The organism is Agrobacterium sp. 10MFCol1.1 (assembly GCF_000381165.1).
GTDB lineage: Bacteria > Pseudomonadota > Alphaproteobacteria > Rhizobiales > Rhizobiaceae > Agrobacterium > Agrobacterium tumefaciens.
Window position 1 is genome coordinate 146,842 of sequence record NZ_KB906081.1, and the last position, 20,796, is coordinate 167,637.

Sequence of the window (20,796 nt, forward strand, 5' to 3'; positions counted from 1 at the left end):
CCCGGCCTTTTGAAAACGTGAACGTCGTCCGTCAGGCGGCGCGAGGAAAACAGCCATGTTGCTTAATCACACCGACGAAAAACTGGTGAGAATGGCGAACCAGATCGCGACTTTTTTCCTTTCCCAGCCGGAGGATATCCGCGTTGAGGGGGTCGCCACGCACATTAACAAATTCTGGGAACCCCGTATGCGCAAACGGTTTTTCGAGATGGTTGATGCCGGTGCCGGGGAGTTTTTGCCGCTGGTGCTCGCAGCAGCGCTCAAGATCAAGAGGCCCGGGGTGCCCGCCGCCGATGCGGTCGGGCTTGGCAAGGATGCCACGGGAACGCCGGAGGGCAAGGGCGTTGCTGCGGGCGAGTCCTTGTCCGAACCGAGCATTCCCGAAACCACGTAAAGCCAGGCGGTAACACGCCGCAAACAGGTATTGCCGGATGGGGGACCTCCGGCGATCTCGGTAACGCCCGGTCGATGCGGCCAATGCGGGCGTATCATGGTTGTCCAGACATTCACGAGGGAGGTAGTGTCGATGGCAGTAGCAGGCGTATCTGCGGGAGGGCCGGCGCAAGCCGGGGTTCTGGACCGCGAACGGATCATAGCAAAACCGGGCTTCAACCGCTGGCTGGTGCCGCCGGCGGCTCTGGCCATTCACTTGTGTATCGGCATGGCCTACGGCTTCAGCGTCTTCTGGCTGCCGCTGTCGAAGGCATTGCCGGCAACGGACCCCAGTTGCTCCAGCCTTACCCTTGTCGGGGCGCTGTTCACCACCGAGTGCAACTGGCGTGTGGCCGATCTTGGCTGGATCTATACGCTCTTCTTCGTCCTGCTCGGATGCTCGGCGGCGATCTGGGGCGGTTGGCTGGAAAGGGTCGGGCCGCGCAAGGCCGGCTTCGTTTCCGCCTGCTGCTGGTGCGGCGGCATTCTGGTTGCAGCGCTTGGCGTGATGACGCATCAGCTCTGGCTGATGTGGGTCGGGGCAGGTGTCATTGGCGGCGTTGGTCTTGGTCTCGGTTACATCTCGCCGGTCTCGACATTGATCAAATGGTTTCCGGACCGGCGCGGCATGGCAACCGGCATGGCCATCATGGGCTTCGGCGGCGGCGCTATGATCGGCGCACCGCTTGCCAATCTGCTCATGAATACCTTCAAGACGGATACTTCAGTCGGTGTCTGGCAAACGTTCGTCGTCATGGCATTGATCTATTTCGTCTTCATGATGGCGGGTGCCTTCGGTTACCGCATTCCACCGGCGGGCTGGCGTCCGGAAGGCTGGACGGCCCCGGCGGCCAAAAGTGCCATGATCACCAATCGTCACGTTCATCTGCGTGATGCGCACAAGACGAAGCAGTTCTGGCTCATCTGGGCGGTTCTGTGCCTCAACGTGTCGGCGGGTATCGGCGTGATCGGCATGGCATCGCCAATGTTGCAGGAGATTTTCGCGGGGTCGTTGATCGGTCTGCCCGGCGTTGGCTTTGCTGACCTCAATATCGAGCAGAAAGCATCGATCGCCGCCATCGCGGCCGGGTTCACGGGCCTGCTGTCGCTGTTTAACATCGGTGGCCGCTTCTTCTGGGCTTCCATGTCCGACAAGATCGGCCGCAAGAACACTTATTTCTGCTTCTTCGTGCTTGGCATCATTCTTTATGCGCTGGCCCCGACGCTGGCAACGATGGGTTCCAAGGCGTTCTTCGTTCTTGCCCTCGGCATCATCCTGTCGATGTATGGCGGCGGCTTTGCAACCATTCCCGCCTATCTTGCCGACATCTTCGGCACACAGTTCGTCGGCGCGATCCATGGCCGTCTGCTGACGGCATGGGCAACGGCCGGTATCGCCGGGCCTGTTGTCGTGAATTACATCCGCGAAGCGCAGATCGCGGCCGGTGTCGCGCCGGGTCCCGCGCTCTATACCAGCACCATGTACATCCTGGCGGGGATGCTCGCGATCGGCCTCATCGCCAACGCGTTTGTCCGGCCGTTGCCGGAGAAATGGTTCATGTCGGATGCGGAGGTTGCGACACTTCAGGCCAAGACTGCAGCTGCCAATGCAGGGCCCACCGGTTCCTTCGGTATCGGCAGGGGTGGCTTGGACGCCAAGGCCGCACTCGCCTGGGCAGCCGTCGGCATACCACTTCTCTGGGGCGTGTGGGTCACGGTCAAAAGCAGCCTTGTGCTGTTTGGCTGATTGCGACAAGCATCAGATCGTCCGGGCAGCCCTGTGGCTGCCCGGATTTGTTTTCAGGCCTTCAGTGACAGGCGGGCATTCTCGAAGGGCAGGCCGTCATCGTCAGTCGACCTGCGCGAGACTTCAAAGAAGCCGAGCGAACGGTAAAACCGCATCGCCTGCTCATTGGCGGTATAGACCTCAAGCGACAATTCACCCTTGAGATCAAGCGCGTGGGCGATGAGCCTGCGCCCGATACCCTTGCCATGTTGTGCCGGTGCGACGAACAGGCCTCCGATGAAACTGTCGAGCAGGCTGATGAAGCCAACAGGGTCGCCGGCCTGCGCCGCGACGAAAGTCTCCGATAGCGGCAGATAGGTATCTTCGATCAGCCTTTGCTGCTCGCGCAAACGCCGCGTACCGATAAAGGGATGTGCCAGCAGCGAGGCATCGAGCCAGATGCGTGACAGGATTTGCGTATCCGCTGCCGCGTCAAAGGGCCGGATGTCGATAGATTTGATATTCATGGAAATTCCGCAGAATTAGACATGCCAAAGGGTCAGCTCCGTTTTCAGAGCCGGCTGAAACCGCGATGGGCGGTCAGATTTTCAACCTCTGCGCATAAATCTCCCTGCTTCGAAACCTGTATCTACCGCTGCTGCGCAGCAGGGTCAACAAAGGGAAAGGCGGGCTTTCCTCAAGATCCTGCCGGCAGGGCCAGCGAACAGGTAAGCCCGCCATTTTCGCCGCGCTCCAGCCTGATGCTGCCGCCATGAAGCTCCACAAGTTCCTTGACGATGGTAAGACCGAAGCCGTCACCCGGAACGGTCTCGTCCATGCGTCTGCCCGGCTGGAAAGCCTCGGAAATGCGGGCATCCTCGATGCCCTGTCCATCGTCCGAGATCACGATCCAGACGTCGCGTCCGGTCTTTTTCGCGGAAATACGAACCGCGCTTTTTGCCCATTTGAATGCGTTGTCGATGATATTGCCAACGATCTCGTCCAGATCCTCAGGCGTGACATGCAATAGCAACTCGGGGTCCACATCGACTGTAGCGACAATCCCCCGGTCGGCATGAATACGCGACATGATATCAACGATATCGTCTATTCTCGGTTTGAGGGCGGTCACCGTGGCCGTGCCGCCTGCCGCGGTCTTGCGGGCTCTTGCCAGATGGTGGCGGATGCGCTGGTCGATCCTGTCCACCAGCGCACGCATTTCGCGATCCGGGTCGTTGGTTTCGTTGAGCGCAAGGTAGAGGCTTGTCACCGGGGTTTTCAGACCGTGGGCGAGATTTGCAAAGTGCAGACGTGTTTCCGCAAGCCTCTCGCTATTCTGCTCCACGAGACGGTTGATTTCGCTCGAGGCGGGACGCAGTTCCTCGACATCCGCCTCCGGCAACCTGTCGAGTGTGCCTGCCGAAATCGAGGAAATATCGCCGGTGAGTTGCCGCAGTGGTCGCAGACCATATCTGACCTGCAGGAAAATACCGCCGACGAGGCTCGCGCCCAAGAGGGTCATGGCAGGTATCAACCACAGAAGCGCGCTGCGGGCGGGTGCAACCAGCGCGAATTGCGGCGCCGTGGCAGTGATTTCGACGAGGCGCTGTCCGACCATGGTTTGAATGGATCTGAGATAGAGCTTCTCGCCGTGAAAATCGGTATTCGCGCCGGGACGAGGGCCGTGGCCCATCATTTTGCGCCATTCGAACGGGGAGGGCGGGTTGGTTATGGTTTGCCCCGCGAGCGACCGAGAGACGATAGCTACGCCCTCGCCGGTGATCTGCCAGTACCAGCCGGAGCCGCGCCTGTCGAATGGCGGGCCGTCCAGCGCGGCGTTGAGTGTCACGCCGCCGCTTGCGCTGCCGGAGAGTGCGCTCCGCAATCCCTCTATCTGCGTGTCGAGCCGTTGGTCGATCTGTTCACGCACCACGCCGGCAACGATGAGATAGAGTATGATCGAGGCGACGATCACGGTCGCGGTGACGAAAACCACGGAAAAAACCGTGAGGCGGCGCGAGATCGACGAACCCGGAATGGCCGAAAACTCCCTCATGGCTCTGCCTTCAGCATGTAACCGCGCCCGCGAACGGTCTCTATATGCCCGGCACCGATCTTGCGCCGCAGGCGGGCAATGATCACTTCGATGGAATTGGAATCCACTTCCGCATCGCCCTCATAGACCCGTTCGATGAGTTCGCGGCGGTCGACCACCACTTCCTTGCGCAGGATGAGGCAGGAGAGGACCCGCCACTCCAGCGCGGTCAGCTTCAGCGGCAAGCCGTCCTGTTCGAAGGTTCCAAGCTGCGCATCGAAGATGAGCGAACCGCAGGTGATGGCGGAGGCGGCGTGGCCGGTGGCGCGGCGAACGAGTGCACGCAGCCGCAGCACCAGTTCTTCTACCTTGAACGGCTTGGTGAGAAAATCGTCTGCTCCCGCTTTGAAACTCGCCACCTTGTCCGGCCATCCGTCACGCGCGGTCAAAACGAGCACGGGCAGGTTCCGCTGCGCTGCCCGCCATGATTTCAGAACCGATACGCCATCGATTTTCGGTAATCCCAGATCGAGAACGGCCACGTCGTAAAGTTCGGTAAGCCCGGCATGTTCGGCATCCTCGCCATTCTGCGCGATGTCGACGACAAAATTTTCCGCCCGCAGGCTGGCTGCGATGCGCCGGGAAAGATCGGTATCGTCTTCAACGAGAAGTATGCGCATGATCCTGCCGTTTCGGTTTCGTGGGCGGTGTTTTAACTAGGCCCGGAAGGCTTAACTCAACCTGAACCACAAGGTTCAGGCTGCTGGTGGTGCCTGGCAGGTAAAAAGGCCCTGTCAATCAAACAGGAGACCACCATGTCCCACTCTGAAGAGAATAACGAAATCGCAGCACCGAAGGCCACTTCTGACACTCCCGTGCCGCCGCACCGGAAACATCGCTGTAAAACCGCCGCGTTCGCCTTTGCGGCCGTTGCCATGCTGGCCGTTGGAGCCGCTGCCGGAGCCGGTGCGGTGAAGCTGACACGCCCGACACCCGAGATGGCGCCGATGACACCCGTTGCCATTTCCACCGTCAAGGAAGGAAATCTCGTGACCCTGAAGGGCAAGGTCGCCGAGATTTTCGGCAACAAGTTCATCGTTCAGGATGATAGCGGCCGCGCACTCATCGATACCGGCCCCGAGGGCGATAATGGGAAGGTCGTGACTGTCGATGAAGCGGTCAGCGTTCAGGGCCGTTTCGACAGGGGTATCCTGCGGGCAAGCTATGTCGTCCGTCAGGATGGCACTATCGAGGCACTTGGACCGGCAGGCCGTCCGCCGCATCATGGTCCTAAAGAGGATATGATGCGCGGGCCAAAAGGCGACGGCCCGATGGGCGAGATGATGCCTCACCCCAAACCCTGATATTGGGGCCTGATCTGCGCCAGACGGCGCGGGCTCGAAGACGATAACCGTCCCGAGCCCGCGCCGCCGGTTTTTTTAAGGTTTAGCCCGCACGCTTCAACTGCAGACGCGAGACACCCGCAGCGATGTTAACGCCGGTGCCGACTTCGGCGCTGAGCGGCTGAAGCGCGAAGTTCTTGGCATTGCCGCCGATCAGTGCATTGGCGCCCAAGCCCACGCCGACCGATGCGGCAGCGGAGGCACCAACATAGTTGCCGCTCAACGCACCGTCACCCACGCGGCTGGCTGCGGTGTTCAGCACGATCCAGCTCATATAGGTCTTGCCGGTTACGCCGATATCGAGACCGAGCTTGCCGATCGTGCCGGTATAACGCTCGGTCTTGCCGGAGCGCTGGCGAAACTCGCAGGCCACGCTCTTGCTGGAGCCGACCACAAGGCCGACGCCGCCGGCAATTTCGCACGACAGGGTGCCGACGCGTTCCTTCTGCGCGGTTTCCATGGGGCGCTTTGCATTGTGCTTCGTTTCGGCTGAAGCAATCGGGGCAAGGGCCAGGGTTGCAATCGCGGTTGCGAGAACGAATGTCTTCATTGTTTTTCACTCCTGTTGTTATTCGCTAGATGGATGCGCCGGGACGGCGTCTCCAGATAGGTGCAAGGCCGCTGCCGTATCGCCAGATCGGCGATGATGGGCCGCGACGCGAAACATTCTGCGATGATGACCGCATGTTCGAAGGCAGAGAGTGTTTCCACCTCGCCGGAGAGCACGATACGGCCCTCCACGGAGGTGACGGAGATCGAGCTTTTTTCCTGCCCGTCCGCATAGGCGATCACGGCTTGCAACGCGGCGCACAGGCTGATCTCCTGGGGATCGCAGCTTGACACCTGGTTTGCATCGCACGAGAGCATCATCGTGAAACCTCCTGCCTTGAACATAGATGGTTCACTTGAGAACTTTGTTGACGGCGTCCTTTGCCTGTCCGAGCTTCTCCTGCGCCTGGCCAGCCAGTTTCTCGGCCTTGCCTTCTGCCTGAAGCTTGTCGTTGCCGGTGATCTTGCCGGCTGCTTCCTTGATGGTGCCCTTGGCTTGACGGGCGATACCTTCGATACGGTTATTGTCCATGACGAACTCCTTCCATCGTTAGAGGGTGCCGCTGTTGGTAGCGGCATGATGGTAAGGTAGTTCGGAAAAATCACAGTTTGCAGAGCAATAGCTACTAGTTGAACTGGTACAAACTGACCTATTTTCGCGTTCGGCTGCGGTTATTTTTCCCTATGGCCGGTAAAACCGCGCTCGCGTGCCCAGATCACGGCGGCGGTGCGGCGGTTGACACCGATCTTGCCGTAGAGTGAGGCGATATGGTTGCGGATCGTATGCTTGGACAGGTTCAGCCTGTCGCTCATTTCCTTGTCGCTGCATCCATCGCAGATCAGTGACAGGATTTGCTCCTCGCGCTCGGTGAGATCCTTGAGGGAGGCTGAAGACGTTGTGCCGCGGGAGTTCTGCCGCAGCCCCGCCAGCCGCTCGACAACCGTCCGGCTGAACCACGATGTATCGGTCATGACGCTTTCGATCGCTTCAATCAGTTCGTTCTCGGTTCTACGCCGCTCAGTCACGTCCTGTATCGCCCAGATGACACAGAGCTGATCGTTGATCTCGGCGCGTTCGGCGGAAACGATGCATTCGGCCAAACCGCCACCGGAAAGATTCATGCGCATGTTCTCATCGCGGATGGGGATGTTGTCCTTCAGCCGCTTTTCGAGATCGCGGCGCGCGCCCGCGTCCTCCCACAGCCGCAATTCGCTGGCCGTCTTGCCCACGACTTCGGCCTCGTTGCGTCCGCACAGGACCAGAAAAGCGTCATTGACTTCCATCAGCACGAAGTCGTCCAGCCTCGAAATCGCTGCCGGGACAGGCGACAGGCGAAAGGACTTGAAGAAGCGCTCCTCGCTCTGTCGCAGGGCGTTCTGGGCTTTGCGGCGGCCGTCCAGATCGGCGAAGGTGAACAGCATGCAGGGTTCTTCGGCAACGGCGATCGTTTCGCCGGCCACGATAACCAGCCTGTCGCCGCCGGGGATGGGAATGAGCGCCTCGCGCTGACGGATGAGCCGGCCATCCTCCAGCTTTTTCAGGGCGTCCTCGCCTGTATCGCACTCGGAAAACAGTCCGAGTTCCTCGACACTGATGCCGATGATCTCTTCACGGCTGAACCCGGTCATCTCAAGGAAACCCTGATTGACGCGGATGAAACGCTTGTCCTCCAGCCGGCATATCAGTCCCGGCGCCGGATTGGCATTGAAGGCGCTCTCGAAGCGCGCCTCCGCCTCGAAACGCGGCGTTTCGTCCCGGATGATCAGGACCAGAACATCCGGTTTTGCGCCAGCATCTTCAAGAACGAGCCCGCGCACCGTGTGGACCCAGCATTCCGCTTCATCGCCGCTTGGCGATATCTCTACCGTCACATCTTCGAAGGTCTCGCCCGCCAGAAGCCGTTCAAGCGGATATTGCCCCTCGTCAAGCAGGTGGTTGTTGCGGTATCGAAGCGTGAAATTTCGCCGATAGGCAGCGGCATCCTCCCCAAGCTCAGGCATCGCTTCTATACGGTGCATCTGAAGGGCGGCCTTGTTGGCCCAGGCTATCGTTCCGTCGTTTTCGAGCAGGATCAACCCGTCGCTGAGGCCAGCTATAAGGTTTTGCAACACGAGCCGGTTGATCTTGGGAATGTCTACGTTGTCGTCCATGTTGCCCCCGGTATTTCGATGCTTTGTGCCCGCTATAACGCGCGGTTCCGCCAAGCGTTGCAGGGCAGGCGTGTCGCGTGGCCTTCCCGCATGGTTTGCGATGCCGGTTGCTTGCTCTCAGGTCCATTTGAGCTACTATGCGCTGATGGCGGGGAGGCCATTCTACAGGAGGGTTCATGAATTACCGGTCTTTGAAACGGCGTATGGTGGTGAAACTTGCGGCTACGGCTGCTTCGTTTTGCATGATGGGACTGACGGCGAGCGCGCAGGGTTTTCCTGATCGAACGATTACGCTGGTCGTTCCCTTCGCGGCAGGTGGCTCAACCGACGTGGTTGCGCGCGTCATCGCACAGAAAATGGGTGATGAGCTTGGTCACCAGATAGTCGTTGAAAATGTTGCCGGTGCTGGCGGCAATCTCGGTGCCGACCGTGTCGCACGCGCAGAGCCTGACGGTTACACGATCCTGATGGGCACCGTTGCTACCCATGCCTTGAACCCGCTCATTCTCAAGACAAAGCCTTATGATCCGCAAAAGGATTTTGCCCCGGTCTCGCTTCTGGTCGTGGTTCCCAATGTGCTTGTTGTCAATCCGAAGCTGAACGTCAACAGCGTCGCGGAATTGATCGCGCTTCTGAAAGCCGAACCGGACAAATATGCCTATGCCTCGTCCGGCAATGGCACGCCGCTGCATCTTTCAGGGGAATTGTTCAAGAGCATGACCGGTGTGAGCATGCAGCACGTTCCCTATAAAGGTGCCGGCCCCGCGCTCAACGATCTTCTCGGCAACCAGATTTCGATCATGTTCGACAATCTGCCGTCGTCGTCCGGCCACATCAAATCCGGCACATTGCGGGCGCTTGGCGTAACGACCGCCGAGCGGGCGTCATCATTCCCGGATCTGCCGACCATTGCCGAAACCGTACCCGGTTATGAAACCTACACGTGGAACGCGCTGTTTGCGCCTGCCGGCACGCCGGCCGATGTGGTGGACACACTGAATGCGGCGGCCAAGAAAGCGCTTGCCGATCCGGGTGTGGCGGCCCGCATGGCCGAATTCAGCGCCAAGATCGTCGGCTCTTCGCCCGATGAGCTGAAAAGCCACGTTGCAGCCGAAATCGCCAAATGGGAACCGGTCGTCAAGAACGCAAACGTCCAGATGGATTGACCAGATATGTTCTCGCCGCGCACCGGAGCCTGGGTGCGGCGGGAAGCGCCACCACGCAAAAACCGTGGCCGAAGCTTTCATTGGCATCGGCCACGTTCGTTGCCGTCACACCAGCTGATGTGTCGTTTTCGCATCACTTGCCATAAGGTTGCAATTACCCGGTTGGCAACGGCGAACAGCTCAGGTACAAATTTCTCACCGCGTCAGATCGAACATAGGGAGGCGTTGCATGACATCATCATTCATCAAGTTCCTCCCGCGTGGAATGAACCGACACTAGGTCATTTCCATTCGTGGCCCGCCCAGAGCGCGCCCCACATCCGGTTTTGTTTTCCTTCATAGCCCGATTGATCTGACGGGATAATTTTTGTTTTCCGCCCGGGCTGTGCCATCCAACTTCCGTTTTTGAGGACCGGTTGCCGAACGCATGGCGCCGTGCTGGTTAAAATGTCTCGCAAGAAGCTCGATTTCCGCGCCGATGCCTATCGCCATGTGCTCGGCTTTGTTTTCCACCATTGGACCCACCGGCGGGCATTGGTGGGCTTTATTGTTGTGCTGGTGATTGCCAGCACGCTGGCCGAAGTCATGGTGCCGGTTTTCTCCGGCCAGATCGTCGATGCCATTGCCGGCGGCAACGGGGCTGACCGGGCGCTGCGCGCCTTCGTCGTCGTCGTGGCGCTGGGCTTGACCAGCGTAGTCCTGCGCTGGTTCGTGTTTAACGGCATCATCAGGCTGACGCTGAAAACCATGGCGGATGTGGCGAATAACGGTTTCTACCGGGTGCAACGGTTCTCAACCGACTGGCACGCCAACAGCTTTGCCGGTTCAACGGTTCGCAAGATCACGCGTGGCATGTGGGCGCTTGATTCACTCAATGACGTGCTTCTTATCGCCCTGTTGCCCTCCATCGTCATGCTGGTGGGCGCCACCGTCGTGCTGGGTAGTTACTGGCCGATCATGGGCTTGATCGTGGGCACGGGGTCGCTGATCTATGTCGGCGTCACCGTGTTGCTCTCCATGGGCTTCGTATCGCCGGCGGCAAGACTTGCAAACGCCTGGGATACCAAGCTTGGTGGCGCGTTGGCGGATGCCGTCAGCTGCAATTCGGTGGTCAAGGCTTTCGGCGCCGAGACTCGCGAAGAGGCGCGGTTGCGCCATGTGCTGGCCAAATGGGACAACCGTACGCGAAGGACATGGAAACGCGGCACGCTGAACGGCACGATCCAGGGCTTCATGATGGTGTCCATGCAGGCCGGTATTCTGGGAACAGGCCTTGTCATGTGGCAGCAGGGACTGGCGACGCCGGGCGACATCACCTTCGTGCTGGCGATGTTCTTCGTCCTGCAGGGCTATCTGCGTGATGTCGGTCAACACATCCGTAATCTGCAACGTGCCGTCAACGACATGGAAGAGTTGGTGTTGCTCGACAAGATGCCTTTGGGTGTCGAAGACAGGCCGGATGCCAGGCCGATCAGGATAGAGAAGGGCGAAATCGTTTTTGACAACGTCACTTTTCAATATGGCGCGCATCCCAGCCCGCTCTATGAGGACTTTTCAGTCACCATCAGGTCGGGTGAGCGTGTGGGGCTGGTCGGGCATTCGGGGTCGGGAAAGACGACATTCGTCAAGCTTATCCAGCGGCTTTACGATGTGAATTCCGGCTCGATCCGCATTGACGGCCAGGACATCGCCAAGGCCAGGCAGGCAAACCTGCGCAGCCAGATCGCCATCGTGCAGCAGGAACCCATCCTGTTCCACCGCACGCTGGCGGAAAATATCGCCTATGGCCGGCCGAGCGCCTCGCGGCGTGAGATCGAGCAGGCGGCGAGGCAGGCAAGCGCCCATGACTTCATCAAGTCCCTTCCCAAGGGCTATGAGACGATGGTGGGTGAGCGCGGCGTGAAATTGTCTGGCGGGGAGCGGCAGCGTGTCGCCATTGCCCGTGCCTTCCTCGCAGATGCACCGGTGCTGATTCTGGACGAGGCGACATCGAGCCTCGACAGCGAAAGCGAAGTGCAGATCCAGGAGGCCATGGAACGCCTGATGGATGGCCGCACCACGCTGGTCATTGCGCACCGGCTTTCCACCGTGCGGGCGCTTGACCGTCTGCTGGTGTTCGACAAGGGCAAGATTGTCGAAGAGGGCGACCACCAGGCGCTGATCCGTCTGAACGACGGCATCTATCGCCGGCTATTCGAGCGGCAGGCGCTGGAACTGACCAAGGGTCTGGTGGCTTAAAAAATGAAACGCCGGGGCAATGCTCCGGCGTTTTTCTTTTGCGCGGCGGGTAACAAATGCTCACGGACGAACACTTAGCTAATCGACGAAGTTTCCCTTGCGTTAGAGCCGTACTACATGATAGTTAGCAATATGACTAAGCATTCGCCCGAACTATCGCTGATCTTTCAGGCTCTGGCCGATCCGACGCGCCGGTCTGTTCTGACGAAGCTCGCGCAAGGGCCTGCCCGCGTCATGGAATTGTCCGCTCCCACGGGGCTGCGTCTGCCGACCGTGATGCGGCATCTTTCGGTACTGGAGGAGGCGGGGCTTATCCGCACCTCAAAGGATGGGCGGGTGCGCACCTGCGCTATCGTGCCCGAGGCTCTGGAGCCGGTGCGAACCTGGCTTGATGAACAGCGGGCCATTTGGGAGAGCCGGCTCGACCGGTTGGAGGCATTTGCAATGCAGGCTGCGAAGGAGCGCACGGAATGATGTCGAAACTCAATCAGGACGGCACCCGTGCTGAACCCCATCTTGGCGATGGCCGCTTTGCAACACTGAGCTTCGAAAGGGTGGTCGCTGTTCCATTGTCGGTCCTCTGGCAAGTGTGGACGTCGCCTGCCGCGCGGGCTGTCTGGGCAGCGCCCACGCCCGCCGTGACCGTGGAGTTTCTGGAAGCCGATACCAGAGTTGGCGGACGCGAAGTTTCGCTCTGCAAGGTCGATGGGCAGCCGGATATTCGCTCCGAATGCGGGTGGCTGGAATTGCAGCCAGCCTTGCGCAGCGTCAATTACGAGGTGGTGTCGTCCGGTGACGTGACGCAGTCTGCGGCGCTGGTGACCGCTGATTTTTCGGCGACGGAGCAGGGCAGTCGCGTTGTCGTAACCGTGCAGCTTTCCTCATTGGCTGCGGATATGCAGGCGGGTTACCGGCAGGGCTTCGGTGCCGGTCTTAACAATCTGGCCGAGGTGGCCAGACGAACAATGGTGCTGGAGCGAACGATAAGGGCGCCGCGCAACATCGTCTGGAAGGCCTGGATGAATTCCGAGACGCTGCCGCAATGGTGGGGACCGGAAGGGTTTTCGTGTCGCACGAAGAGGATCGATCTGCGAACCGGCGGCGAGTGGGTGTTCGACATGATCGGACCTGACGGCACTGTCTTCCCGAACCATCATCGATATATCGAGGTCAGGCCTGAGGAGAGGATCGGCTACACGCTGCTCTGGGGCGAAAACGGGCCGAAACATGCCGACGCCTGGGCTTCGTTCGAGGATCAGGACGGCGCGACGAAGGTCGTGCTCGGCATGGTGTTCAGCACGGAATCCGAGTTCCAGGACGCGAAGGGTTTTGGGGCTATCGAACTGGGTCAGCAGACGCTCGGCAAACTGGAACGCTTTGTTTTCGCATCGTAATCGCACCGGGACTGAACTTCAACAGGGGGGCCGCTTCCAACCGATGAATTCATCGCCTTTCACCGTAAGAACAAGTCGACACACGGCTCCGCTCCCGAGGTCATTCAGGTCGCGTCGGTCTAGGTTGAGCGAGACCTGAGCGTCTTGACGCTGCCCGTCGCTATCCGGCCAGTTCTTCCGTAATGACTTCGAACCGCTTCAGGATAGCCGGCCCGAAGGCGGTGGACAGGGCGACGTCGGTCGCATCTCGTCCTGTCGCCATCAAGATGCGTCCGATGCGAGGCCTGTTGTGACGGGCATCGACCGTATACCAGCGGCCGCTGAGATAGACTTCGAACCAGGCGCTGAAATCCATCGGGTTGGGGTCTTTCGGCACGCCGATATCACCGAGATAGCCGGTGCAATAGCGAGCGGGGATATTCATGCAACGGCAGAGTGTGATCGCAAGATGTGCGAAATCGCGGCAAACCCCGTTCCGGTCGATGAAGCCGCCATATGCGGTCCTGAGCGGATCGGCTTTCTCGTAGTTGAAGACAATATGGGAATGCACAAAATCGAGGATCGCCTGCACACGGGGCCAGCCGAGCGGTGTTGCCGAGAAGTTTTTCCAGGCGAAATCCGCCAGGCGGTCGGTATCGCAGTAACGGCTGCCCAGCAGAAATACTAGAACATCGTCTGGTAAATCCTTGATATCGTGCTGGAAAGCGTTTTCAGGAACGGGATCTGGCAGGCCGCCGTCATATATGTCGAACCGCGTCGAGATCGTCGTCACACCTGGCGGTGCGGTTATGCGGCTGCAGGCGTTCCCGAAGATATCCATATAACCCCAGGCCTCGATTGGCCTGTCGAAGGTCAGCACCTGTTCGGTGAGCAGGTCTGCGCGCCGGCTGGGGTGGAGATTGAGAACAAGCAGCATTGCCGTCTCATTCTCGCATTCATAAGCAATATCGAACCCGGCGCGAATCTTCATTCAGTACATCCTTTATGAGCCATCTTGATGTTGTTCACGCTGAAACGCTTTCACGCCCTCGGGCGGGCGATCGTGCGTCATCAAGGCGCGGCATTGTAGCCGCGCCCGCCTGTGATTTCACTTTACTGGCGGTGAAGCCTTGCCGAGTTTTACGGAAGGTTCCCGTCCCCAGACACGCAGATTGCCAAGGTTCGACACGAAGCCAGCGAGGCCTTCCTCACCTGGGAGGATAATCGTGCCCTCGTCAAGATCGCCTGCGATACCGGCCTTTTCCAGCAATGGCAGCGCCGACTGGTCGTAACCGATGAACTTGCAGTGCTGGAAAGCATCGGCCACGAAGTCACGCGCCGTCGCCTCGTTGACCAGATCGTCTATCCCCTCGGCAGAAGTCAACAGTGCAACCGCATCGAAGAGAACCGATGACCCGCCGTCGATCATGTGATGGGCCGCAATCCAGCTCCCGTCTGAGGCGGTGACGCCACCGACCTTCGGGGCTATCAATTCGCAGACGGCTTTTTCCTTGGTAATCGCCGACATCAGGCCGTTCAGCAATTTGGCGTCGACACCATCGGTGACGAGTATACCAAGCTTGCGGCCTTCGAAGCGTTTCGGACCACGCTCGACGATGCTGAGCGCCGGCGAGGGTTCCAGATCCTGACGTGTCGGCATGGCGGCATCCGCCGGCTTCGGCATGGACTTGAAACCTAGCTTCTGCGCGACGGTGTTTGCCAGCGTCTCGTCGATGTTCATGAGATGCGACACCATGCGTTCGCGGATCACGGCTGTTTCCACCTTGCTCAGTTCAAATGTCAGGGCTGCCGCGATGTGACGCTGTTCTGGCGGGGTCTGGCTGATGTAGAATTGCCGTGCCTGGCTGTAGTGGTCGGCAAAGCTCTCGGGGCGCAGCCGCGCCTTGATCCCCTGTTCTTCTGCCGGAAAATGACGATACCCCCGGCTCGGCGACTCTCTCGGGCCTTCACCGAACGAGTTCGGCTGGTAATTCACCCTGCCAACAGGATTGCGCATGGCCATGTGGCCATCCTGCTGGAAATGCGCGAAGGGACACTTCGGTGCATTGATCGGCAGGTGGGTGAAGTTTGGCCCGCCAAGGCGTTTCAGCTGGGTGTCGAGATAGGAAAAGTTGCGACCCTGCAACAGCGGATCATTGCTGAAGTCGATACCCGGCGGCACGTTCTGCGTCATGAACGCAACCTGCTCGGTCTCGGCAAAGAAGTTGTCAGGCATACGGTCGAGCACCAGTCGTCCGACCGGCTGCGGCTTCAGGATTTCCTCGGGGATGATCTTTGTCGGATCGAGCACGTCGAAATCGAAGCTGTCGGCAAACTCCTGATCGAAGAGCTGCACCTGCAATTCCCATTCCGGGAAGTTGCCGGACTGGATCGCCTGCCACAGATCGCGGCGATGGAAATCGGGATCGGCGCCATTGATCTTGACCGCCTCGTTCCAGGCGACCGATTGAAGCCCGAGCTTCGGCTTCCAGTGGAACTTGACGAAGGTCGATTCATCCTTGGCATTGACCAGACGGAAGGTATGAACGCCGAAACCCTCCATAAAGCGGAAAGACCGCGGTATGGTACGATCCGACATGGCCCACATGACCATGTGCATGCTTTCCGGCGTCAGGCTGATGAAGTCCCAGAAATTGTCATGGGCCGTCTGCGCCTGCGGGAAAGCCCGGTCAGGTTCCTGCTTGGCGGCGTGGATCAGGTCGGGAAACTTGATGGCGTCCTGAATGAAGAAGACAGGAATATTATTGCCGACGAGATCCCAGTTGCCTTCCTGTGTATAGAGCTTCACTGCGAAACCGCGCACGTCGCGCGCAAGGTCGGCTGAGCCCTTGTTGCCCGCAACCGTCGAGAAACGGACGAAGGCTGGTGTCTTTTCGCCGGCGCGCTGCAGGAAATCCGCCTTTGTGTATGCGGAGAAGGACTCGTAGGTCTCGAAGAAGCCATGCGCGCCGTAACCGCGAGCATGCACGACGCGCTCGGGAATGCGCTCATGGTCGAAATGGAAGATCTTTTCGCGGAAATGGAAATCATCAACGACGAGCGGACCGCGCGGCCCGACCCTTAGAGAATTCTGGTCGTCCGCGACCGGCCCCCCTTGAGCGGTCGTCAGCACCGGCGCGTCGTTTTCCGCCGTCTGATGCAGCTCGCCGCCAGCACCGCGCTCCAGCTTCTGGTCATGGATCGTTACGGTTTCGGTCTTGTCGCTTGGTGATGTGGAGGTGGTCTTGGCCATGGTGTGGCTCCTGAAATTTGAAGGGGCCTATTCGACCCGGAAATGAAAAAGCCGCCCTAAAAGGCGGCCTGAGCTTGGAAGGGTCCCCGCACGGTCTTTGGCAGAGCCTTCAGCACTTGTTGTTCGGCGAGACAGATGTCCTTGAGCGTATCGAGGAACAGGTCATGCAATGTAGTTTCCGCAGGCATGTGGGAATCCGATCAACTTTGAATGATGTACTTGGACAACCCCTGAGTGGAGACGATGTTCCTGCTGCGGGAAAAGAATTCACATTCCGGTGCGCGGTGGCATCACAGCGATGCCAGTAACCGGTTGAATAGGCGGACGTTCCTCATCCGGCAGAGATAGTTCGGTGGCGTTTCGACGATGATGGAACGGCAAGGCCAGCAAATTCTATTTTCAGATTGGCGGAACCATGAGGCCCGACATGTTGTTTCCCTGTCGAGCCTGCACTGAAGGCTACAACGAGGAAAAATCATGAAAAAGCTTCTTTTAGCCGCCGCGCTTCTCGGCGCGTCGACCCTTGGCGCCTTCGCTCAGACGTCCACCGCTCCAGCCACAGATGGCAGCAAGCCTGCCGTCGCCACGCCGGACACCAAGAATGCGACTTCGCCTGTAGAAGGCGCAAACAGCTTTACCGAGGAACAGGCGAATAAACGCCTTATGGACGCCGGATATGCCGAAGTGACCGGTCTTACGCTCGACGACAAGGGTGTGTGGCAGGCCAAGGCCTCGAAGGACGGCAAGTCTGTAAACGTGGCGCTCGACTATCAGGGCAATATTGTCGCTAACTAATTCAATCTTTGGGAGAATCCTATGAAGACCGTTACCGGACTTTTCGACGACTACTCCGATGCCAGCGCCGCCGTTACTGCACTGGAACAACGCGGCGTCCCGTCTAAAGATATCAGCATTGTTTCCAACAATGCAGACGAACGCCATGGCAATGATTCAAAAGCTGCTGAAGGCGCAGGCACGGGTGCCGGCATCGGCGCTGCTGTCGGTGGTGTTGGCGGCCTGTTGACAGGCCTTGGCATCATGGCAATTCCCGGCGTCGGACCGGTGGTTGCGGCAGGCTGGCTTGCCGCGACGGCGGCAGGCGCTGTTGCCGGTGCCGTCGCAGGCGGCGCCGCCGGCGGCCTTATCGGCGCGCTGACGGACGCCGGCGTTTCCGAAGACCATGCCCATGTTTACGCAGAAGGCGTTCGCCGGGGTGGCACGCTCGTGACCGCGAAGGTCGAGGACAGCCTTTACACGGACGCCGAAGAAGTCCTGCGCCAGTCCAACTGGGTTGATCCGGACAAGCGGCGCGCGGCCTATGCCGAAGACGGTTGGTCACGGTTTGACGACACGCTCGATCCTTATGAGCCCACTGAAATCGAACAGGAACGTCTGCGTTACAGACGCTAAGCATTAGAAACAGGGAAGGTCGGCATATGCCGGCCTTCTCTTTGATAGCCTCGGGGGCAGGTGAAAGTGCCGGTCATTGCAACAGCTGGATGGTCGATCCCCAAGACTGTGGCACACCGTTTTCCCGAAACGGGAAGTGGGCTTAGCCGATATGCTGCCGTATTCAACGGCGTCGAGATCAACTCCACCTTTTATCGCCACCACCGGCCAACGACGTTCGAGCGTTGGGCAAATTCGGTGCCCGATGACTTCCGCTTCGCCGTGAAGCTGCCGCGCGAGTTCACGCATGAGCGCCGGTTGCGGGAAATCGGACAAGTCTTCAAGGCATTCGTTGGGGAACTTGCGGCGCTGGATGGCAAGCTTGGACCCTTATTGTGCCAGTTGCCACCCAATCTCATATTTGATGCCTCCGACGCGGAGGCCGCGTTTGATTCTATGCGTCAGACCTTTCCCGGCATGCTGGTACTCGAACCGCGTCACACAAGTTGGGCTACGCATTCAGCGCAAGAGGTTCTGCAACGCTCTGCCATTGATCGTGTGCTGGCCGATCCTGCACCGGTCTGGCCGGCGAGTGATTTTTCCGAGCCGCCCAAATATGTCCGGCTGCACGGCGCTCCCCGGATTTATTATTCCGACTACAGCGCCGCCGAAATCCTCTCGTTTAAAAAACGCCTTTCCGCCGAATCCTGGTGCGTTTTCGACAATACCGCCTCCGGTGCCGCAATAAAGAACGCGCTGGCAATGCTCGATGATTGCGCAACCACTAAACGGTGCGCGGACTGAGCTCATGATTCAGCAGTTGGCAAAAGCGCATGAAGGCGTGACGCCTTAAAGCTGCCTTCGTGCGGTGCCGATCGCGATAACAGGGCCGGTTGCCTGACCAGTTGGTGAGCCACCGAAGGGTTCCACGCTGATCGCGAAGGTCGTGCCTTCCGAAATGTTGTTACGCATATCCGCCGGGATAATGAGATCGCCATTCGTTCCGGGCTGGAAGACACCGAGCGAACGGGTCTTGCCGCCATCCATCACAAGCCACAATTCCAGTGATTTCTCATCGGCCTTGCCGGTCGCAACCGGTATAATGTGCATCCTGCCGGTCTCTGCATCATAGGATGCAAGCAGGTTGACCTGACTGTCCGTTGTCGAAAGTTCTGCTACCAGCGGAGCTGTGCCCTGCCATTTTTCGGGAAATGCGGCGTAAACGATTGCTGCCACGGCAGCCGCGCTCGTGGCGACCGATATCCATCGCCAGAAGGATGCGGAACTCCACAGGCTGCCATTGGCGTTGCTGGTCTTGCTGCCGAACAGGCGTTCTTCAATGCGGGCGAGAATGGCCGCACTCGGCGCCTGTTCTTCGTAATCCACGTTGAAGTCTGAAAATTCGCTTTCCCAACGGTGGACCAGCTGCGCGAAGACCCTGTCGTCCTGCATGCGCCGCTCGACCTCACGACGCTTTTCAAACGGCAGCACGCCGAGCACATATTCGCCAGCGAGGATTTCGTCGCGCGAATGCATGCCCTCGCTGTTTTCGCTCGTTGTCATCGCTGCATGCACTCTCTGAGTTTGAGAAGGCTTCGCCGCAACCAGGTTCTGACCGTGTTGAGTGGCACCCGCAATTCCTTGGCGAGTTCGATATAGCTCAGCCCTTCGATATAGGCCCGACGCACCGCCTGCGCATGAACGGTTTCAAGTTCCTGCATGCAATTGTCGATCCTGCGACCCTCATCGGCGAGAACGACCTGCTGCTCCGGATTGCGGATGCTGTCATCGGCAAGGTCATAGGCTTCGTCAATGTCGTCGCCCACGGGTTTGCGGGCCCTGATCGTATCGATCGCATGGTTTCGGGCGATTGCGGCGAGCCACGTCGACGGTGTGCCGGCGCTTGCTGCAAATGTGAGGGCTCGTTGCCAGATCTTGATATAGACTTCCTGAAGCGCTTCTTCGGCTTCGGTCCTGTCACGCAGGATTTTCAGGCAGATCGCATAAAGCTTCGGGCTGGTGGCTTGATAGAGGGAAACGAATGCCGAGCGATCGCCCATGCCGACGCGGTTTATGAGCGTTGCTATCTCTGTACCCTGCATTCGAACATCCCTTCTTGCGCCTCCTATATAGGGTTGTCCTTTGTGGGAAGGCAAGGCATGCGCGAAATGAAGTTCACGTCTTCCCGGCCATAATTTGGCCGGGTGGAAGCAGCCGGCAGGGATGGTCGATGTCATAACACACCTGCCGGATTTTGCAGTGGACCGACCAGCCGTACGGTGACGAGGTAACCGATGATGGCAGCGGCTGCGGACACGAAGGTGCCCCACAGAAGATCAGCGATGGTCAACGTCGTGGACCAGCTTCTCAACGTTGCCTGATTGGTGAGATCATATGTGGCATAGGCCATGAAGCCGACGGCTGCACCATAAACCAACGCGGTCGTCCACTGGCCTGATATGAGGGCTGGACGAACCGCAAGAAAGGTCAGTCCGGCCGCGTAGATGAGATAAAAGATGATCGCCGGGGCCAGCCGGAAGTTCTCAGCCAGAAGATCGCCGATCGCCGGGCGATAAAGCCGCGACGCCATGGTGCTTAGCCAGATGAAGTCAATCACCAGAAAGGCGATGAGGGTGAAGAAGTAGGCTGAGATATAGGTCTTCATCGGTTTGTCCTTTCCAGAGTCTAGTTGATGCGGGCCCAGGTAATGCCTTTGCACAGGAGACCAGCGACAATGCAGCCCTTGGTAGTCATGCTGTTGCCATCAACCGTCACGGTTATCTTGTAGGATTTGTCGCGTTGCGGATCGAAGGCGGTGCCCGAATAGACGCCTGTTTCATCTGGCTTTATGGTCATGATCAGCCGGTCACCGGTCTTTTCCTCGGGCGTGCCCGGCTTGATCCAGGTATTGGTGGCGCAAATATTGTCGCCGCAGGGTGCGATTAGCACTTTCGCGTTGCCGTCGCCGCGCGCCCAGTTTCCGTCGATGTCGGCTGCTCCGGCACCAGAGGCCGCAAGCATCGGACCCAGGACAGATGCGATTATCAAGGGATTGATTTTCATCGTCTTTCTCCGCAGTTG

23 protein-coding genes and 1 pseudogene are annotated in these 20,796 nt (G+C 59.1%); 10 read left to right on the plus strand and 14 right to left on the minus strand.

Features of this window, described 5'->3' with window-relative positions; genetic code table 11:
- The first annotated feature begins 55 nt into the window (after nt 1-55).
- Both F617_RS0121940 and F617_RS0121945 read left to right on the plus strand, forming a co-directional pair.
- Nucleotides 56-394: a formate dehydrogenase subunit delta gene (locus tag F617_RS0121940; RefSeq protein ID WP_019566726.1), complete on the plus strand. Its 339-nt coding sequence runs from the start codon at nt 56-58 to the stop codon at nt 392-394.
- A gap of 132 nt (nt 395-526) precedes the next feature.
- Complete coding sequence (locus tag F617_RS0121945) at nt 527-2,179, plus strand: OFA family MFS transporter (RefSeq protein WP_013761061.1); 1,653 nt, start codon at nt 527-529, stop codon at nt 2,177-2,179.
- Nucleotides 2,180-2,232: 53 nt separating this feature from the next.
- Here the strand turns inward: F617_RS0121945 and F617_RS0121950 are convergent, their stop codons facing one another.
- The 3 genes from F617_RS0121950 to F617_RS0121960 all read right to left on the minus strand — a co-directional run bounded on the left by F617_RS0121950 (nt 2,233) and on the right by F617_RS0121960 (nt 4,873).
- Nucleotides 2,233-2,685 carry a GNAT family N-acetyltransferase gene (locus F617_RS0121950; protein WP_019566727.1) on the minus strand — a complete coding sequence of 151 codons (453 nt, stop codon included), beginning with the start codon at nt 2,683-2,685 and terminating at the stop codon, nt 2,233-2,235.
- 170 nt (nt 2,686-2,855) lie between these two features.
- Nucleotides 2,856-4,214: a HAMP domain-containing sensor histidine kinase gene (locus F617_RS0121955; protein WP_019566728.1), complete on the minus strand. Its 1,359-nt coding sequence runs from the start codon at nt 4,212-4,214 to the stop codon at nt 2,856-2,858.
- Complete coding sequence (locus F617_RS0121960) at nt 4,211-4,873, minus strand: response regulator transcription factor (protein ID WP_019566729.1); 663 nt, start codon at nt 4,871-4,873, stop codon at nt 4,211-4,213. Before F617_RS0121960 ends, F617_RS0121955 begins: the two co-directional genes overlap by 4 nt.
- A 135-nt stretch (nt 4,874-5,008) precedes the next feature.
- On the opposite strand from F617_RS0121960, the gene F617_RS0121965 reads away from it, so the two are divergent.
- Nucleotides 5,009-5,557, plus strand: coding sequence for a hypothetical protein (locus F617_RS0121965; protein WP_019566730.1), 549 nt, complete (start codon nt 5,009-5,011; stop codon nt 5,555-5,557).
- Nucleotides 5,558-5,639: 82 nt separating this feature from the next.
- Here F617_RS0121965 and F617_RS0121970 read toward each other — a convergent pair whose 3' ends face one another.
- From F617_RS0121970 to F617_RS0121985, 4 genes are all read right to left on the minus strand, one after another.
- Nucleotides 5,640-6,146, minus strand: a complete 507-nt coding sequence (locus F617_RS0121970) for a DUF992 domain-containing protein (protein ID WP_004431368.1) — start codon at nt 6,144-6,146, stop codon at nt 5,640-5,642.
- Nucleotides 6,143-6,466 (minus strand): BON domain-containing protein, encoded by a 324-nt coding sequence (locus tag F617_RS0121975; RefSeq protein ID WP_004431370.1) that lies wholly within the window; start codon nt 6,464-6,466, stop codon nt 6,143-6,145. The genes F617_RS0121970 and F617_RS0121975 overlap by 4 nt, the downstream gene beginning before the upstream one ends.
- Before the next feature lie 31 nt (nt 6,467-6,497).
- Nucleotides 6,498-6,677, minus strand: coding sequence for a CsbD family protein (locus tag F617_RS0121980; protein WP_004431371.1), 180 nt, complete (start codon nt 6,675-6,677; stop codon nt 6,498-6,500).
- Between the two features lie 140 nt (nt 6,678-6,817).
- Complete coding sequence (locus F617_RS0121985; protein ID WP_019566732.1) at nt 6,818-8,296, minus strand: PAS domain S-box protein; 1,479 nt, start codon at nt 8,294-8,296, stop codon at nt 6,818-6,820.
- Between the two features lie 176 nt (nt 8,297-8,472).
- Between F617_RS0121985 and F617_RS0121990 the strand changes: the two genes are divergently transcribed.
- The 4 genes from F617_RS0121990 (at nt 8,473) to F617_RS0122005 (ending at nt 13,094) form a co-directional block, all read left to right on the plus strand.
- Complete coding sequence (locus F617_RS0121990) at nt 8,473-9,462, plus strand: tripartite tricarboxylate transporter substrate binding protein (RefSeq protein ID WP_026331010.1); 990 nt, start codon at nt 8,473-8,475, stop codon at nt 9,460-9,462.
- A 447-nt stretch (nt 9,463-9,909) separates the two neighbouring features.
- The gene (locus tag F617_RS0121995) at nt 9,910-11,700 is read left to right on the plus strand and encodes an ABC transporter ATP-binding protein (RefSeq protein WP_019566734.1); all 1,791 of its coding nucleotides are present in this window, start codon (nt 9,910-9,912) and stop codon (nt 11,698-11,700) included.
- 132 nt (nt 11,701-11,832) lie between these two features.
- Nucleotides 11,833-12,174: a helix-turn-helix transcriptional regulator gene (locus tag F617_RS0122000; protein WP_019566735.1), complete on the plus strand. Its 342-nt coding sequence runs from the start codon at nt 11,833-11,835 to the stop codon at nt 12,172-12,174.
- On the plus strand, nt 12,171-13,094 hold the full coding sequence (locus F617_RS0122005) for an SRPBCC family protein (protein ID WP_019566736.1): 924 nt from the start codon (nt 12,171-12,173) through the stop codon (nt 13,092-13,094). The genes F617_RS0122000 and F617_RS0122005 overlap by 4 nt, the downstream gene beginning before the upstream one ends.
- A 160-nt stretch (nt 13,095-13,254) precedes the next feature.
- Here the strand turns inward: F617_RS0122005 and F617_RS0122010 are convergent, their stop codons facing one another.
- From F617_RS0122010 to F617_RS28455, 3 genes and pseudogenes are all read right to left on the minus strand, one after another.
- Complete coding sequence (locus F617_RS0122010; protein ID WP_019566737.1) at nt 13,255-14,064, minus strand: transglutaminase family protein; 810 nt, start codon at nt 14,062-14,064, stop codon at nt 13,255-13,257.
- 117 nt (nt 14,065-14,181) lie between these two features.
- Entirely contained in the window at nt 14,182-16,326 is a 2,145-nt protein-coding gene (gene catE, locus F617_RS0122015; protein WP_019566738.1) for a catalase C, read from the minus strand.
- 86 nt (nt 16,327-16,412) lie between these two features.
- A pseudogene (locus F617_RS28455) lies at nt 16,413-16,514 on the minus strand (DUF892 family protein); the annotation flags it as partial.
- A 289-nt stretch (nt 16,515-16,803) separates the two neighbouring features.
- Between F617_RS28455 and F617_RS0122025 the strand changes: the two are divergent.
- From F617_RS0122025 to F617_RS0122035, 3 genes are all read left to right on the plus strand, one after another.
- A complete protein-coding gene (locus tag F617_RS0122025; protein ID WP_019566740.1) occupies nt 16,804-17,121 on the plus strand; it encodes a PepSY domain-containing protein in 318 nt (105 codons plus the stop codon).
- A 21-nt stretch (nt 17,122-17,142) separates the two neighbouring features.
- On the plus strand, nt 17,143-17,736 hold the full coding sequence (locus F617_RS0122030) for a general stress protein (RefSeq protein ID WP_019566741.1): 594 nt from the start codon (nt 17,143-17,145) through the stop codon (nt 17,734-17,736).
- Nucleotides 17,737-17,802: 66 nt separating this feature from the next.
- Entirely contained in the window at nt 17,803-18,519 is a 717-nt protein-coding gene (locus F617_RS0122035) for a DUF72 domain-containing protein (RefSeq protein WP_019566742.1), read from the plus strand.
- Nucleotides 18,520-18,564: 45 nt separating this feature from the next.
- Here F617_RS0122035 and F617_RS0122040 read toward each other — a convergent pair whose 3' ends face one another.
- The 4 genes from F617_RS0122040 to F617_RS0122055 form a co-directional block, all read right to left on the minus strand.
- Complete coding sequence (locus F617_RS0122040; protein ID WP_004431391.1) at nt 18,565-19,278, minus strand: anti-sigma factor domain-containing protein; 714 nt, start codon at nt 19,276-19,278, stop codon at nt 18,565-18,567.
- On the minus strand, nt 19,275-19,817 hold the full coding sequence (locus F617_RS0122045; RefSeq protein WP_004431393.1) for a sigma-70 family RNA polymerase sigma factor: 543 nt from the start codon (nt 19,815-19,817) through the stop codon (nt 19,275-19,277). The genes F617_RS0122040 and F617_RS0122045 overlap by 4 nt, the downstream gene beginning before the upstream one ends.
- A gap of 131 nt (nt 19,818-19,948) precedes the next feature.
- Nucleotides 19,949-20,380 carry a DUF2177 family protein gene (locus tag F617_RS0122050; RefSeq protein WP_019566743.1) on the minus strand — a complete coding sequence of 144 codons (432 nt, stop codon included), beginning with the start codon at nt 20,378-20,380 and terminating at the stop codon, nt 19,949-19,951.
- A 20-nt stretch (nt 20,381-20,400) separates the two neighbouring features.
- Nucleotides 20,401-20,778: a DUF2147 domain-containing protein gene (locus F617_RS0122055; RefSeq protein WP_019566744.1), complete on the minus strand. Its 378-nt coding sequence runs from the start codon at nt 20,776-20,778 to the stop codon at nt 20,401-20,403.
- Nucleotides 20,779-20,796 lie beyond the last annotated feature (18 nt).